The 14,657-nt window shown below is 61.1% G+C and carries 14 protein-coding genes; 9 read left to right on the top strand and 5 right to left on the bottom strand.

What is annotated here, in order from left to right:
- The first annotated feature begins 15 nt into the window (after positions 1-15).
- The 8 genes from JH25_RS10480 to JH25_RS10515 all read left to right on the top strand — a co-directional run bounded on the left by JH25_RS10480 (position 16) and on the right by JH25_RS10515 (position 9,001).
- Positions 16-1,938, top strand: a complete 1,923-nt coding sequence (locus JH25_RS10480) for a putative nucleotidyltransferase substrate binding domain-containing protein (protein WP_032881191.1) — start codon at positions 16-18, stop codon at positions 1,936-1,938.
- On the top strand, positions 1,935-2,642 hold the full coding sequence (locus tag JH25_RS10485) for a 3'-5' exonuclease (protein ID WP_032879103.1): 708 nt from the start codon (positions 1,935-1,937) through the stop codon (positions 2,640-2,642). Before JH25_RS10480 ends, JH25_RS10485 begins: the two co-directional genes overlap by 4 nt.
- A 100-nt stretch (positions 2,643-2,742) precedes the next feature.
- Positions 2,743-3,261 carry an RNA polymerase sigma factor gene (locus tag JH25_RS10490; RefSeq protein ID WP_005792103.1) on the top strand — a complete coding sequence of 173 codons (519 nt, stop codon included), beginning with the start codon at positions 2,743-2,745 and terminating at the stop codon, positions 3,259-3,261.
- Entirely contained in the window at positions 3,258-4,226 is a 969-nt protein-coding gene (locus JH25_RS10495; protein ID WP_032879102.1) for a FecR domain-containing protein, read from the top strand. The genes JH25_RS10490 and JH25_RS10495 overlap by 4 nt, the downstream gene beginning before the upstream one ends.
- A gap of 207 nt (positions 4,227-4,433) precedes the next feature.
- On the top strand, positions 4,434-6,863 hold the full coding sequence (locus JH25_RS10500) for a TonB-dependent siderophore receptor (RefSeq protein ID WP_032879100.1): 2,430 nt from the start codon (positions 4,434-4,436) through the stop codon (positions 6,861-6,863).
- 63 nt (positions 6,864-6,926) lie between these two features.
- Complete coding sequence (locus JH25_RS10505; RefSeq protein ID WP_005792106.1) at positions 6,927-8,030, top strand: PepSY-associated TM helix domain-containing protein; 1,104 nt, start codon at positions 6,927-6,929, stop codon at positions 8,028-8,030.
- Entirely contained in the window at positions 8,027-8,209 is a 183-nt protein-coding gene (locus JH25_RS10510; RefSeq protein ID WP_032879099.1) for a hypothetical protein, read from the top strand. Before JH25_RS10505 ends, JH25_RS10510 begins: the two co-directional genes overlap by 4 nt.
- A 162-nt stretch (positions 8,210-8,371) precedes the next feature.
- The gene (locus JH25_RS10515) at positions 8,372-9,001 is read left to right on the top strand and encodes a glutathione S-transferase family protein (RefSeq protein ID WP_032879098.1); all 630 of its coding nucleotides are present in this window, start codon (positions 8,372-8,374) and stop codon (positions 8,999-9,001) included.
- Positions 9,002-9,187: 186 nt separating this feature from the next.
- On the opposite strand, the gene creD is transcribed toward JH25_RS10515, so the two are convergent.
- From creD to rloA2, 4 genes are read right to left on the bottom strand one after another with little or no spacing between them, the layout of a single operon-like run.
- Positions 9,188-10,537, bottom strand: coding sequence for a cell envelope integrity protein CreD (creD, locus tag JH25_RS10520; RefSeq protein WP_032879097.1), 1,350 nt, complete (start codon positions 10,535-10,537; stop codon positions 9,188-9,190).
- A 52-nt stretch (positions 10,538-10,589) separates the two neighbouring features.
- On the bottom strand, positions 10,590-12,029 hold the full coding sequence (gene creC, locus JH25_RS10525) for a two-component system sensor histidine kinase CreC (RefSeq protein ID WP_032879096.1): 1,440 nt from the start codon (positions 12,027-12,029) through the stop codon (positions 10,590-10,592).
- Positions 12,029-12,697, bottom strand: coding sequence for a two-component system response regulator CreB (gene creB, locus JH25_RS10530; RefSeq protein WP_032879095.1), 669 nt, complete (start codon positions 12,695-12,697; stop codon positions 12,029-12,031). The genes creC and creB overlap by 1 nt, the downstream gene beginning before the upstream one ends.
- An 8-nt stretch (positions 12,698-12,705) precedes the next feature.
- Positions 12,706-13,206 carry a retropepsin-like aspartic peptidase RloA2 gene (gene rloA2, locus JH25_RS10535; RefSeq protein WP_005792112.1) on the bottom strand — a complete coding sequence of 167 codons (501 nt, stop codon included), beginning with the start codon at positions 13,204-13,206 and terminating at the stop codon, positions 12,706-12,708.
- 173 nt (positions 13,207-13,379) lie between these two features.
- Here rloA2 and JH25_RS10540 point away from each other — a divergent pair, with 173 nt between their 5' ends.
- Positions 13,380-14,288 (top strand): acyltransferase, encoded by a 909-nt coding sequence (locus JH25_RS10540; RefSeq protein ID WP_032879094.1) that lies wholly within the window; start codon positions 13,380-13,382, stop codon positions 14,286-14,288.
- Positions 14,289-14,380: 92 nt separating this feature from the next.
- On the opposite strand, the gene JH25_RS29080 is transcribed toward JH25_RS10540, so the two are convergent.
- Positions 14,381-14,657 (bottom strand): hypothetical protein (locus tag JH25_RS29080; RefSeq protein ID WP_236648052.1); only part of this gene is annotated, 277 nt, incomplete at its 5' end.

Raw genomic sequence — 14,657 nt, 5'->3', positions numbered from 1 at the left:
ACTACGGTCACTGTTATGAGTAAAGCTGATGCATTCGAACAGGCGGGTAAAACTGCTGTGTTGCAGAACATCCACGGCACCTTGCAATTGCTGCAACGCTTCCCGCCGTTCAACCAGATGGAACCGGCGCACCTGGCCTTTCTGGTGGAACAGTGCCAACTGCGCTTCTATGGCCAGGGCGAGAGCATCCTCAAACCGTCGGGCGGGCCGGTCGAGCATTTCTATATCGTCAAACAGGGCCGGGTGATTGGCGAGCGGCCAGACTCGCCAGATCCCACCTTCGAAATCACTACCGGCGAGTGCTTCCCCCTCGCCGCATTGCTGGGTGAACGTGCGACCCGCACCGAACATAAAGCCGCGCAAGACACCTTCTGCCTGCAACTGAACAAGCCGGCGTTTATCAAGCTGTTTGCCCTTTCCAGCCCGTTTCGTGATTTTGCCTTGCGTGGTGTCAGTAGCCTGCTCGACCAAGTCAACCAGCAAGTGCAGCAAAAAGCCGTGGAAACCCTCGGTACCCAATACTCCCTGAATACCCGCCTGGGCGAATTGGCCATGCGCCACCCGGTGACGTGCAGCCCGCACACGCCGTTGCGTGAAGCGGTCACGTTGATGCACGAGCAACAGGTCGGCAGCATTGTGATCGTGGACGAACACAAGGCGCCCCTGGGCATCTTTACCCTGCGTGACCTGCGCCAGGTGGTGGCCGACGGCACCAGCGATTTCAGCCAGGGCATTGACGGCCATATGACCCAGGCGCCGTTCTTCCTGAGCCCGGACCACAGTGCGTTCGACGCCGCTATCGCCATGACCGAACGACATATCGCCCATGTGTGCCTGGTCAAAGACCAGCGCCTGTGCGGCGTGGTGTCCGAGCGTGACTTGTTCTCTTTGCAACGCGTGGACCTGGTGCACCTGGCCCGCACTATCCGCAACGCGCCCCGGGTCGACAACCTGGTGGCAATCCGCGGTGAAATCGGCCAATTGGTGGAACGTATGCTTGCTCATGGCGCGTCTTCCACCCAGATCACCCACATCATTACACTGCTCAACGACCACACCGTCTGCCGGGTGATCGAGCTGACCCTGGCGGAAAAAGGCGACCCCGGCGTGCCATTCAGTTGGCTGTGTTTCGGCAGCGAAGGCCGCCGCGAGCAAACGCTGTACACCGACCAGGACAACGGCATTCTGTTCGAGGCCAAGGACGCCGTCGAAGCTGCCCAGATCCGTGAGCGGCTGCTTCCCCTGGCACAGCACATCAATCAAAGCCTGGCGCTGTGCGGCTTCAGCCTGTGCAAAGGCAATATCATGGCCGGCAACCCCGAGCTGTGCTTGTCCCGGGTGGAGTGGGCGCGGCGCTTCGGCGCGTTTATTCGCGAGGCGACGCCGGAGAACCTGCTTAGCTCGAGCATCTATTTTGATTTGCGTGCAGTGTGGGGCGACGAGCGTGGTTGCGAGCAACTGCGTCAGGGCATTCTCGATCAGGTCGCGGACAACCGTTTGTTCCAGCGCATGTTGGCCGAAAACGCATTACGCCAGCGCCCGCCGGTGGGACGCTTTCGCGAGTTCGTGCTGACCCGCAAGGGCGGCGAAAAGGCCACCCTGGATCTCAAGGTGCAAGGCTTGACCCCCTTTGTCGATGGCGCACGCCTGCTCGCCCTGGCCAATGGTATCCACGCCAACAACACCCTGGAGCGCCTGCGTCAGTTGGTCGACAAGCAAGTGATCGAGCCCCTGGATGGCGCGGCCTACGAAGAGGCCTACCACTTCATTCAGCAAACCCGTATGCAGCAGCACCAATTGCAGACCCGCGAGAACCAGCCCTACTCCAACCGCGTCGACCCCGACAGCCTCAACCACCTCGACCGACGCATCCTGCGTGAATCCCTGCGCCAGGCCCAGCGCCTGCAAAGCAGCCTGACCTTGCGGTATCAACTGTGAGTTGGTTCGGCTGGTTTCATAAGCAAAAACCGGGGCTGAATGCCGCGCAACAACAGCGCCTGGAACAACTGCCCAAGCCTTGCGCATTGGGCGATGGTTCGTTGCGCAACCAACGCTGGGTCGTGGTGGATCTGGAAACCAGCGGCCTGAACCTAAACCGTGACCAGGTGCTGTCCATCGGCGCCGTGGTGATCGAGGACGGTGCGGTGGATTTTTCGCAACTATTCGAACGCACCCTGCAACGCACCGACACCAAACTCAGCCCCAGCGTATTGATTCATGGTCTCGGCCCCAGTGCGATTGCCGCCGGCAGCGACCCGGCCGAGGCACTGCTGGATTTCATGGCATTCGTGGGCGACAGCCCGTTGCTGGCCTTCCATGCACCGTTCGATCAACACATGCTGGGCCGGGCGCTCAAGGACAGCCTGGGTTATCGCCTGGTCCACCCGTTTCTCGACGTGGCCGACCTGGCACCGCTCTTGTGCCCCGACGCCACGCTGCGCGAGGCCGGGTTGGACGACTGGGTCAAGCATTTCCAGCTGCAGGTCGGCGAGCGTCATCACGCCAGCGCCGATGCACTGGTCACGGCGGAGCTGATGCTGATCCTGTTCAGCCGTGCACGGCAGCAGCAGATCGACACGCCCCACGCGCTGCAAGAGCGTTTGGCCCAGTGGAAACGGCGCCAACAAGCGCCATCGTTTTAGTGTCACCTCCCGACAGACGCTAATTGCGCCCATCCCACGCCTCTGACACAATCGCGAATAATTCTCGTTAGTTTAAACCTACTATTTATTCGGTGATGCCTTGTCGTCGGTTCAGACCCCACACAGTGAGCTTGTTGGCGCGTTGTATCGCGACCATCGTGGCTGGCTGTTGGCCTGGCTACGCCGCAATGTAGCCTGCCCGAGCCGCGCCGAAGACCTGAGCCAGGACACCTTCATGCGCCTGCTGGGCCGCGACGGCTTGCGCGAGCCCCGTGAGCCCCGGGCGTTCCTGGTGGCCATCGCCAAGGGCCTGCTGTTCGACTACTTCCGTCGAGCCGCTCTGGAACAGGCGTATCTCACCGAATTGATGCTGATCCCCGAAAGCGAACACCCTTCGCCGGAAGCACAGCAACTGATCCTTGAAGACCTCAAGGCCATCGACCGCCTGCTCGGCAAGCTGTCGAGCAAGGCCCGCGCCGCGTTCCTCTATAACCGCCTCGACGGCCTGGGCCACGCAGAAATCGCCCAGCGCCTCGGTGTGTCGGTGCCCCGTGTGCGCCAGTACCTGGCCCAAGGTATACGTCAGTGCTACATCGCGCTGTATGGCGAGCCGTCGTGACAGCCATTGGCTCCAAACCGGTTTCGGCACGGGTGCTGGATGCCGCGATTGCCTGGCAACTGTCTCTGGACTCGGGCGACGGCAGCGCGGTGGAACAGCAAGAGTTCACCAAATGGCTGGCCAGCGATGAGGAACATGCCCGCGCCTGGCGCCAACTGGGCATGCTCGATCAGCGCTTCAGCGTGGCCGCCGGCCCGGCCCGGGCGGCGTTGCTGCAATCGCGCCACGGCATTCGCCAGCGCGTACGCAAGTTGGGCCGTGGCCTGGCGAGTATCGTACTGGTGTGTGGCCTGGGCTTGTTTGCCGGCGAGCGTTACGTGCCGATCCACTACTGGCTGGCCGACCAGCGCACCGCCACCGGCGAGCAACGCACACTGAAACTGGACGATGGCACTTCCATCAACCTCAATACCCATAGCGCCATAGATGTGCGCTTCGACGAACAGCGCCGATTGATTGTGTTGCAGGAGGGCGAAATCCTCGTCGAAACCGGCCACGACGATTCACGCCCGTTCTATGTGCAAACCCGCGACGGCAGCCTGCGAGCGCTGGGTACCCGGTTTATCGTCAAGCGCGAAGACGACGCTACGCGCTTGAGCGTGTTGCAGTCCGCCGTGGCCGCCCAGCCTGAAGCGCTGCATCAGGAGCACGTTTTCAAAGCAGGCCAGCAAGTGTTGATGCGCAGCGATGGCCTTGGCCCGCTGCTGGCCGTGACACCCGCCACCGACGCCTGGACCCGCGGCATGTTGGTGGTCGACAACGCCCGCCTGGGCGATGTGATCGAAGAACTGGGCCGCTACCGCACCGGGCACTTGGGCGTGGATGACAACGTGGCCGACCTGCGCATCACCGGCAGCTTCCCCCTGCACGACACCACGCTGGCGTTGAATGCGCTGTTGCCGACCTTGCCGGTGCAGATCAAGCAGCACACGCCTTGGTGGGTGACTGTAGCTGCCAAGCCTTAGTTCTGTGGTGACCGGGCAATCGCCATCGGGAGCAAGCCCCCTCCCACATTGGAAGGTACTCACACATCAAAATGTGGGAGGGGGCTTGCTCCCGATGAGGCCCTGAAACACACCGCCAAAAAAATAGTTTCACCCAGCCCTATCACTTTCCGATTCTCGCTCGGCACCTAAGCAATTGAGAAATATTTCCATTCAGGAGCCGCCCTTATGTCCCGCACGCTAGACACCTTGTTGCGTCCCAGTCTGTTAGCCCTGGCCATCGCCCTCAGCGCCCCGCTGGCGAGCACTTCGCTGATCGCTGCTGAACAAGCCTTGAGCGTGCGCGCCTATAACCTGCCGGCAGCCCCATTGGCCAGCACCCTGAACCAGATCGCCAGCCAGGCTGGCCTGGCGCTGACCCTCAACCCGACACTCGCCGCCGGCAAGACCTCGGCCCCGGTCAAGGGCCAGTTCGATGCACAGAGCGCGTTGCGTGAGGCCTTGCGCGGTACTGGCTTGCAGTTGGAACAAAGCAGTACGGGCACTTACACCCTGGTGCCGGTTCCGGAGGGCGTCGTCGCCTTGCCGACTACCAACATCACCGGCCAGGGTAGCTATGAAAGCGCTTGGGGGCCGGTGGAGGGGTATGTGGCAAAGCGCACCGCCGCCGGCACCAAAACCGATACCGCGCTGGTCGAGGCGCCACGCTCGATTTCGGTAGCCACCCGCGAGCAGATGCAAGACCGCAACGTGCAGAACCTCGACGATGCCGTCAAATACATGCCCGGTATCGTGTCCGCCAGCTACGGCAGCGACACCCGCTACGACTGGATGCGCGTACGCGGCTTCGAGCCGACGCAATTCCTCGATGGCCTGCCACTGCCACGCGGGGTGTATGCCAACCCGAAAGCCGAAACCTGGAACCTGGATCGCCTCGCTTTGCTGCGCGGTCCGGCCTCGTCTGTCTACGGCCAGACCCCACCGGGTGGCCTGTTGGACATGGTCAGCCGCCGCCCCAGCGCTGAATCGAGTCACGCCATCCAGGTGCAATACGGCAGTGACAACTACCGCCAGATCAATTTCGAAAGCACTGGCAAGATCGATAATGAAGGCCAGTTTCTCTACAGCGTTGGCGGCGTGGTGCGCGATGCCGGTACCCAGGTCGATCACATCGACAACAAACGCTACAACATCGCACCGAGCCTGACCTGGAATATCGACACCGACACCAAGCTGACCTTGCTGTCACAGTTCACCCGTGACGACACCGGGGCTACCAGCCAGTTCCTGCCGATAGTCGGCACCAAGATCAAGTCGCCGCTGGGTGACGTTTCGCATCATAAGAACCTGGGCGATCCGGACTACGAGTTCTACGACCGTACCTATTACGCACTCGGCTACGCATTCGAGCACCGTTTCAACGATACATGGCAGTTCAAACAGAACCTGCGTTACACCAAATCGGAACTGTCGTTCCAGCAATTGACCGTGGGGGCCTATGGCTGGGCGCCGGTCGACGCTGAGGGCAATATGGATCGCTCGTCCACCAACGTGGACGAGAACATCGGACAATTGGCGGTCGATAACAACTTTCAGGCCGACTTCGCCACCGGTGACGTCACCCACACCCTTCTGCTCGGACTGGACCACCAGCGTACCGATACCTCGTACTTGTCGATTTACGGGCAGGCCGGAAGAGTCAACATCTTCAACCCGGTCAACACCACGCCGGTTGAACGCCCCGCACGCTCCGGCGCTTTCTACGACTACAACCAGAAAACCATCCAGACCGGTCTCTACGTGCAGGACCAAATGGCGCTGGACAACTGGCGCCTGACCCTGGGCGGCCGTGAAGACTGGGTGCACCAAGGTACAACTTACTTCAACAAAAACGACGCGACCAATACTGACCGCAGCAAGAATTTCAGCGGTAACGCGGCACTGAGCTATGTGTTCGACTCGGGCTTCGTACCGTACATTTCCTACGCCGAATCGTTCCAACCGGCGAGCAACGCCAGCGCTTCACCTACAGAGTCCTATAAACCCACCGAGGGCAAGCAGTGGGAATTGGGGATCAAGTACCAACCGCCGGGCTCGAACACGCTGCTCAGTGCAGCGGTGTATGACCTGACCCAGAAGAACGTTCTGGTCAGCAGCTTCCAGTCCGGTGGTGTATCTGTCACCGACCAGACCGGCGAGGTGAAAGTCAAAGGTCTGGAGCTGGAAGCCATCTCTGACGTCACCGAAAACCTCAAGGTAATCGCGGCGTATACCCTGGCTAAATCCGAAGTGCAAAAAGGCGATTTCAAAGGCAATCGCCTGCAATTGATGCCCAACCAACAAGCCTCCTTGTGGACCGACTACACCTGGCACACCGGCGCCCTCGACGGTTTCGGTATCGGCTTCGGCGCACGCTACACCGGCAATACCTATGGCGACCAAGCCAATACCTGGGCCGGCAAGGCCAATGCCTACACCGTGTTCGACGGCGCCGTGCACTACGACCTCGGTCGCCTCGACAACAGCCTTAAAGGCGCGTCGGTGAAAGTGAACGCGACCAACCTGTTCAACAAGGACTACATTTCCACCTGTGATGGCTCGTACTGCTACTTCGGCGACCAACGCAGCGTCGTCGCCAGCGCCACCTACCAGTGGTGATCAGCTTGAGTTAAGAACCAGGCCGCCCCACAGGGCGGCTTGGGTGCATCTGAAGGCTCGAAAATGAAAAGCAAAACCATCCGCCGCTGGTCCTTCATCCACACCTGGACCAGCCTGATCTGCACCGTATTCCTGCTACTGCTCGCCCTCACCGGCTTGCCGTTGGTGTTCCACCACGAGATCGACCACCTGCTGGGTAACGAGCCCGAGCTGGCACAGATGCCGGCCGATACGCCGCAGCTCAACCTTGAGCAGCTTGTGGCCAAAGCCCAGGCCCATCGACCCGGCGAGGCCATGCAGTACCTGGCGTGGGACGAAGACGACAAGAACGGTGTGATCGCGATCATGGCCGCTACGGCCGGCACCGAGCCGAACTCGTCGCACACCTTCATGCTCGACGCCCGCACTGGCGAAGCAGTGGAAACCCCGGCGGCCAATGGCGGGCTGACCCTGTTCCTGCTGCGTCTGCATGTGGACATGTTCGCCGGCCTGCCGGGCAAGTTACTGCTGGCGTTCATGGGCCTTCTGTTCGTGCTGGCGATTGTTTCGGGCACGGTGTTGTACCTGCCGTTCATGCGCCGCTTGAAGTTCGCCACCGTGCGTCAGGACAAGTCCACCCGCCTGCGCTGGCTCGACCTGCACAACCTGATCGGCGTGGTCACCCTGACGTGGGCGCTGGTGGTGGGCGTGACCGGCGTGATCAGCGCCTGCGCCGACCTGATCATCGCCGCCTGGCGCCAGGACAGCCTCAGCGCCATGATAGAACCCTACCAGAACGCCCCGCCGCTGACCCACCGCGCACCGGCCACCGAGCTGCTGAGCATTGCCGCCCAGGCCGCGCCGGGCATGGAGCCGGACTTTATCGCCTTCCCCGGCACACGCTTCTCCAGCGAGCATCACTATGCGGTGTTCATGAAAGGCAGCACGCACCTCACCTCCCATCTGCTCACGCCGGTGCTGATCGACGCCAGCACCCTGGCCGTCACGGCCATCGCCGAGCGCCCTTGGTACATGGACGCCATGGGCATGTCCCAACCGCTGCACTTCGGTGATTACGGCGGGATGCCGATGAAGATCTTGTGGGCAGTGCTGGATGTGCTGACCATCGTCGTGCTGGTCAGCGGCATTTACTTGTGGATCGTGCGGCGCAAGGCGGCCAAGGTATGAAGCCTCGGCAGTCGAATTTCTGGAAAGTGTTTGGCATACCAATGGGGATTGGCCTGCTCAGTGCCGCCGGGTTGTTTGCGGCGTTGCTGGGGAATGGGGTGTGGGATTCCTTGAGTTGGGTGGGGTTGGGCGTACCTGCTGCCATTGGCGCTTGGGCGTTGGGCAAGCGGCGCGGCTGAGGGCGCTATCGGGGGCAAGCCCCCTCCCACATTTGATTTGTGAACGCCGTCCACTGTGGGAGGGGGCTTGCCCCCGATGAGGCCCTCAGGATCACAAAAATCCCCCTCGCCAGCCACTGCGCAAGCATCTACGCTAGCCCCAGTCCATTTCGAGGAATGCCCATGTCCGCCCCCAGCATGACCTTGTTCCACAACCCCGCTTCGCCGTTCGTACGCAAAGTCCGCGTGCTGCTGAGCGAGACCGGCCAGCAGGACCGCGTGGCCCTGCACGCTTGCCTGCCGACACCGGTCAACCCGGATGCCCAAGTGCTGCAAGGCAACCCCGTGGGCAAGATCCCGGCCCTGCGCCTGGCCGACGGTTCAGTCCTGCACGACAGCCGGGTGATCCTCGATTACTTCGACCACCAGCATGTCGGCAACCCGCTGATCCCTCGCGATGGCTCGGCGCGCTGGCGGCGCCTGACGTTGGCGTCGATGGCCGACGGCATCATGGATGCCGCCGTGCTGGTGCGTTACGAGACCGCCATGCGCCCGCTGGAAAAACACTGGGATCAATGGCTCGACGAACAGCGCAACAAGATTCGTCGCGCTCTCGCCGAGCTGGAGCAGGACGCCATCGCCGAACTGGCCAGCCATTTCGATATCGCTTCGATCAGCGTCGCCTGCGCCCTGGGCTACCTCGACTTTCGCCATCCGGATATGCAGTGGCGCTCGGACAACCCCAAGCTCGCCGCCTGGTACGCCGAGGTCAGCCAGCGGCCTTCGATGCAGCAGACCCAACCGCCCGCCTGACATGCATACCTACCCCCTGTGGGAGCGGGCTTGCCCGCGATTGCGGCGTGTCATTCAGTACATCTGCTTCTGAACCACCTCTATCGCGGGCAAGCCCGCTCCCACAGGGGACGGTGGTGGTATTGAGGAAGGTGGCGATCCTTAAGGCCAACTGCGCCCCCGCTTGCTGATCCTCCCGCAACCCAATCATTGCACTTGCTCCACCTTGCGCTTACCCACCCCATACCAATCCAGCTTGCGCGTCAGCACCATGACCGTGCCCAGCAGGCCAAACAGCAACAGCGAGCCCATCAACAGCGCGTAATCCTCGGCACTGAGCAACCCGAACAACAAGCCATACAACGCCGCCAACCCTGCCGAGAACCCCAGCCCATGGACGACGCTGCGCAGCACGTGGCACACGTAGAAACCGATCAACAGCACACAGGCACTGGCCGATATCAGGTACGCCAAGGCAAAGCCCACATGCTCGGACAGCGACAACAGCAACAGGTAGAAGAACGCCAGCGCCACACCCACCAGTGCATACTGAATCGGGTGCACCGCCAGGCTCTTGAGCACTTCGAACAGGAAGAAGCCAGCGAAGGTCAGGGCGATAAACAACAGCGCGTATTTGATCGCACGGTCGCTCTTGAGGTACTGGTCCACCGGGTCGATGAAGTTCACGCCAAAGCTGCGGTTGTTGAAGTCTTCGCAGCCCTGGCGGTCCAGGCAGCTTTGCAGCGCTTGTTCAAGGTTGGTGGAGAAGAATGAGGTCTGCCAACTGGCACTGAAGCCCTGGTCGTTGACTTCCCGTTGAGCCGGCAGGAAGTTGCCGATGAAACTCGGGTGCGGCCAGTTGGACGCCAGGGACACCTGGCTGGTCTTGCCCACCGGCACCACTTGCAGTTGTTCGGTGCCTTGCAGACGCAGGTCGAAGGCGAAATCCAGCACGGCAGGTTTCTTGCCGTCTTGCGTCGGCAACATCACATGCACGCCCTCGCCCAGCCAGTCCACCTGCGAGCCCGGCGAGAACTCCAGGCGCTGATCACCCAGCTCCAGCTTCAAAGCGTTTTCAATGCCGCGAATATCGCTGATGCCCACCGCCAGAAACGCAGGCTCAAAGCGGTAATCAGCAAAGTCTTCGGTGATTCCCAACTGCGCAGGCAATTCAAAACGCCCGCTGATACGGTTGTCGGCATGGAACAGCCGCGCCTGGTAAATACCCCGCGCACGCAGTTCGGTTTGCACCTTGCCGTCGAGCTCGAAATGCTCCGGCAGGAAATACAACCGGCCACGCTCTTCACGGGTTTCTTCGTAGCGTTTATTGAGCTTTTCATTGAGCTTCCATTCACGCACCGTCTTGCGAAACGGCACCACCATCACCGGCCCGGTGAGGCGCTGGGCGTAACTGGAGCTGCGGGCGATGTCCATCAATACGCCGTCGCGCAGTTGCTGGCGGTCGGTGATGATGCCGTTGATCATCAGCAACGGAATCAGCAACAGCAGAATCAGCAGCGCAATCGCGCCAAGTTTGAAAAGCAGGCTGCGGTTCATGGGTCTCTCCCTGTTTGAATGGGGGAGAGTCTGCCCAGCCGGTATGGGGGATTTATGTGGGCAATGTGGAGACTGTGTGGAGATGCAGCACCGCTTGCACGCCGCCTGGCACATTGCCGATCTGCAGCGAGCCGCCATGCAGCTTCATCACCTCCTCGACAAAGTTGAGCCCCAGGCCCGTGCTTTTACGCCCGCTGGCCGGACGTGGCAGCGAGTAGAACCGCTCGCTCAGGCGCGGCAGCGCGTAATCGGGAATCGCCGCGGCCTGGTTGAACAGACTGACCTGAACATCGTTATGCCGCACCTGGGCACTGAACCTCAGAGTGCCGCCGGGTGGGGTGAAATCCAGCGCATTGTCGAGGAGGTTGCCCAGGGCCTGACGCAGCAGGAAGGGTTCGCCAAACACCTTCACATCGGCGGCGATGACCTGCTCCACCTGCAAGCCGGCACCTTCGATTCGCGCACATTGGGCCTTGAGCACCTCATCGACCAACACCGCCAGCGGGATGTTCGATTGCTCTTCCAGCCCCTGACGTTGCTCAACCTGGGCCAGGTTCAACAGGCGTTCGATCAACTGTTGCAGGCGCGCGCTTTCGCTGTCGATATTGCCGACAAACCGCTGCTGCTGCTCACGGCTCATATCGCCCTGCAACAGCTCCGCCGCACCGCGAATCGCCGCCAACGGGCTTTTCAATTCATGGGTCAGCGTATGCACGTAGTGTTCTACATAAGCCTTGCCTTCCAACTGCGTGCGCATGTGTTCCACGGCGGTGGACAACTGCTTGAGCTCGCCGCCGCGATAATGCGGCAACTCGGCGCGGCGGCCCTCGCTCACGGCTTCGGCATAGGCAGTAAGGCGTCGGAGGGCGACGGTCAGCCACCACGACAATAGCGCGCCCAGCAGCAGGCCCAGAATGACCAGCCCCGCGCCGTACCACAGCAGGCGGCGCTCAGTGCGATCCACGTAGGGTTGCAACGAGCTGTTGGGCTTGGCCACGGTGACCACGCCGATGATCTGGCCGTTATCGCGAATCGGCGCCCCAACGTGCATCACGGATGACGCGGGATCGTCCACGTCGCTGCGGGTGGAGCGCGCACCGTATTCGCCGCGCAGGGTCAGGTACACATCGTTCCACTTCGAATAGTCCTGGCCCACCGCCTCACCGCTGGAGTCAAGCAATACCCTGCCCTTGGCGTCGGTCACATAAATACGATGGTTGACCTGGTTTTTCGGCAGGCCCCAGATCACCGCACCCGGCTGGCGATTGCCGTAAGCCTTGAGCAGCGCTGGCCAATGACTCTGGCCCAGGGTGCCGTTCTTCACATCTTCGCGCAGGATTTCAGCCAGCAGGTTGGCGGTATCCACCAATGTTTCTTCGGTGGACTGGCGCACGCCGGGGCGGATTTCTTTCATCACGGTGTTGAGTACGAAGTAGCCGGTCAGGCCGATAAACAGCGCATACACCAGGAAAATCCGCAGCCCCAGGCGCATCAGCTGTGGCTCGGGCTGTAGCTGTAGCCCAGGCCGCGATGGGTCTGGATCGGCTCGGCTTGCGCCGCCACGCTACGCAATTTGCTGCGCAGGCTTTTGATGTGGCTGTCGATATTGCGCTCGTAGCCGGCATCGGCGGGCACACCGACGGCGTCCAGCAGTTGCTCGCGGCTGAACACGCGCTCGGGTTGTTCCAACAGGCTTTGCAGCAGGCGGAACTCATGGCGCGTGAGGCTCAGGGGTTGCCCGCGATAGTGGATCTGCATGCGCTCCAGGTCCACCTGGAACAGCATCGGGGCCGCACCCGGGCCAACACGCTTGAGAATCGCCCGGACCCGCGCCGCTACTTCCCGAGGGCTGAAGGGTTTGACTACATAGTCGTCGGCACCGATTTCCAGCCCCACCACCCGGTCGATCTCGGCATCCCGGGCACTGAGGAACATCACTGGCACTTCGCTGAACCGGCGCAGGTGCTTGCAGGTTTCAAAGCCAGTGATGTCCGGCAGGCCGATGTCGAGAATGATCAGGTCGGCCGGGCTCTGGCGCTGATGCTCCAGCGCCGCCTGGCCGAGGGTCAGCCAGGTAGTGGTGAAACCCTCGCCTTGCAGGGCAAAGATCAGCGTGTCGGCTATCGCCGATTCGTCTTCGACAATCAGGATGTGCGGCATGGGTTCAATCAGCAGTCCGGTTTGTCGGCAGTGTAGCGACGTGCCGGGTTCACCGCCGCGCCAAATTCACGCAGGGCCTTGGCGCCGATCAACAGCGGGTAGTTGAAGCTGCTGCGGTCGGTGAGGTTGACCTCGACGGTGCGCTTGACGTCGCCCAGGCACATCTCCAGATCGATCACCGGACGCTTGGCCACGCTGGCTTCGTCCTTGTCATCGTCTTCGTCGGCACGGCTCTTGATCTTGCTGATGCGCGACACCTTGTGCTCGTAGACCTTGTTGCCGGCGTCCTTGCCGCCGAGGCGGAAGCGCACCCAATCATCGCCGTCGCGGGTGAAGGTCTCGATGTCCCGGGCCGACAGCGAGGCGGTCAGCGCGCCGGTATCCATCTTGGCCTTGAAGGTTTCGCCGATCTCCGGCAACTGGATGTATTCGTAGCGACCATAAAGGGTCGGTTCGGCAGCCATGACAGGCAGGGCCAGCAGAGCGAGGGAGGCAAATAACAGTTTCACGAAGTGAGTTCCTCGGAAAGAAGTAGGCGGATTCTAGACCGCAAACGCGGCACTTGGTTAGTGACTGCCACCCTACACGGCACATTGTGAAACATTCGTCCGCTGATTTGCGATTTGGCCTCTAGACTCACCTTGCTTATCATGGCCCACCCACAAGATTCCAAGAGTTATTTATGCGCCGCCTGCTCACCGGCTGTTTGGTCACACTGCTGCTGTTACTCAACACGCTGATCCTGATCGGCCCCTTGATGGTGTTTGCCCTGCTCAAGCTGGTGGCGCCGGGCCGCTCGCGTGACTATGCGTCCTGGGCGGTGATGTGGATCGCCGAGACCTGGGCCGAGATCGACAAGTTGATTTTCTCGCTGTGCATTCCAACCCAATGGGATATCCGCGGCGGTGAGAACCTGCGCAGTGACACCTCCTACCTGGTCATCAGCAACCACCAATCCTGGGTCGATATTCCAGCGCTGATCCAGGCGCTGAACCGGCGCACGCCGTTCTTCAAATTCTTCCTGAAAAAAGAGCTGATCTGGGTGCCCTTCCTCGGCCTGGCCTGGTGGGCGCTGGATTACCCGTTCATGAAGCGCTACACCAAAGCATTTCTGGCCAAGCATCCTGAACTGGCAGGGCAGGATCTGAAAATCACCAAAGAGGCCTGCGAGCTATTCAAGCGCCAGCCGGTGACGGTGGTCAATTACCTGGAAGGCACGCGGTTCAGCGAGGCCAAGCGCGCGCAACAGGATTCACCCTTTACCCGGCTACTCAAGCCCAAGGCAGGCGGCGTCGCGTTTGTGCTGGCAGCAATGGGTGAACAGCTGGACGCGGTACTCGACGTGACCGTGGTCTACCCGCAACACAAGATCCCGGGGTTCTGGGACTTGATCAGTGGCGCGGTGCCGAAGGTGATCGTGGATATCCGCACCCGCGAGCTGGACCCGGCGTTGTGGCAAGGGGATTACGAGAATGATCCGGCGTTTCGCCAGACCGTCCAGAACTGGGTCAACCAGCTCTGGGCGGAAAAGGACCGTCGAATCCATGAACTGCTGGAAAACGACGGCATGCAATGCGAAAGCCAACGATGATGGAACCTTCCAAGGTCATACACGAGACCTTGAAAGGTAATCCATAGTGGTGTCTTGCTTCCTGCAGCTCCCTACTGTTTCGACGCTACCGCTCAAGCCAGCTCATTTATGCTGTTGCGCAGAGCATCTCGTACCTGCGTAGGGTTGGTCCTGTCAAAAAGGGAATCCAAAGCAGTGCGCATCTTTGCTGATGCTTGCGAGATATCGCCTCCAGCGGCCTGGACGCCCAACACCTCAACGAGATTGGAAATCACTGCGTCAGCGGAAGCCTGCACAGACGAGGGCACATTTGCCAAATCGCTGCGCGGCACTCCGGATGCATCAACCTCTTTTGGTTGGCCGTCCGCACCCTTCACAAGGTGCACGCCA

It is taken from the genome of Pseudomonas sp. BRG-100 (genome assembly GCF_000737955.1).
GTDB classification, from domain to species: Bacteria; Pseudomonadota; Gammaproteobacteria; order Pseudomonadales; family Pseudomonadaceae; genus Aquipseudomonas; species Aquipseudomonas synxantha_A.
The sequence above is the reverse complement of the archived record's forward strand: the minus strand, read 5'-3'. Positions and strand labels throughout refer to the sequence as shown.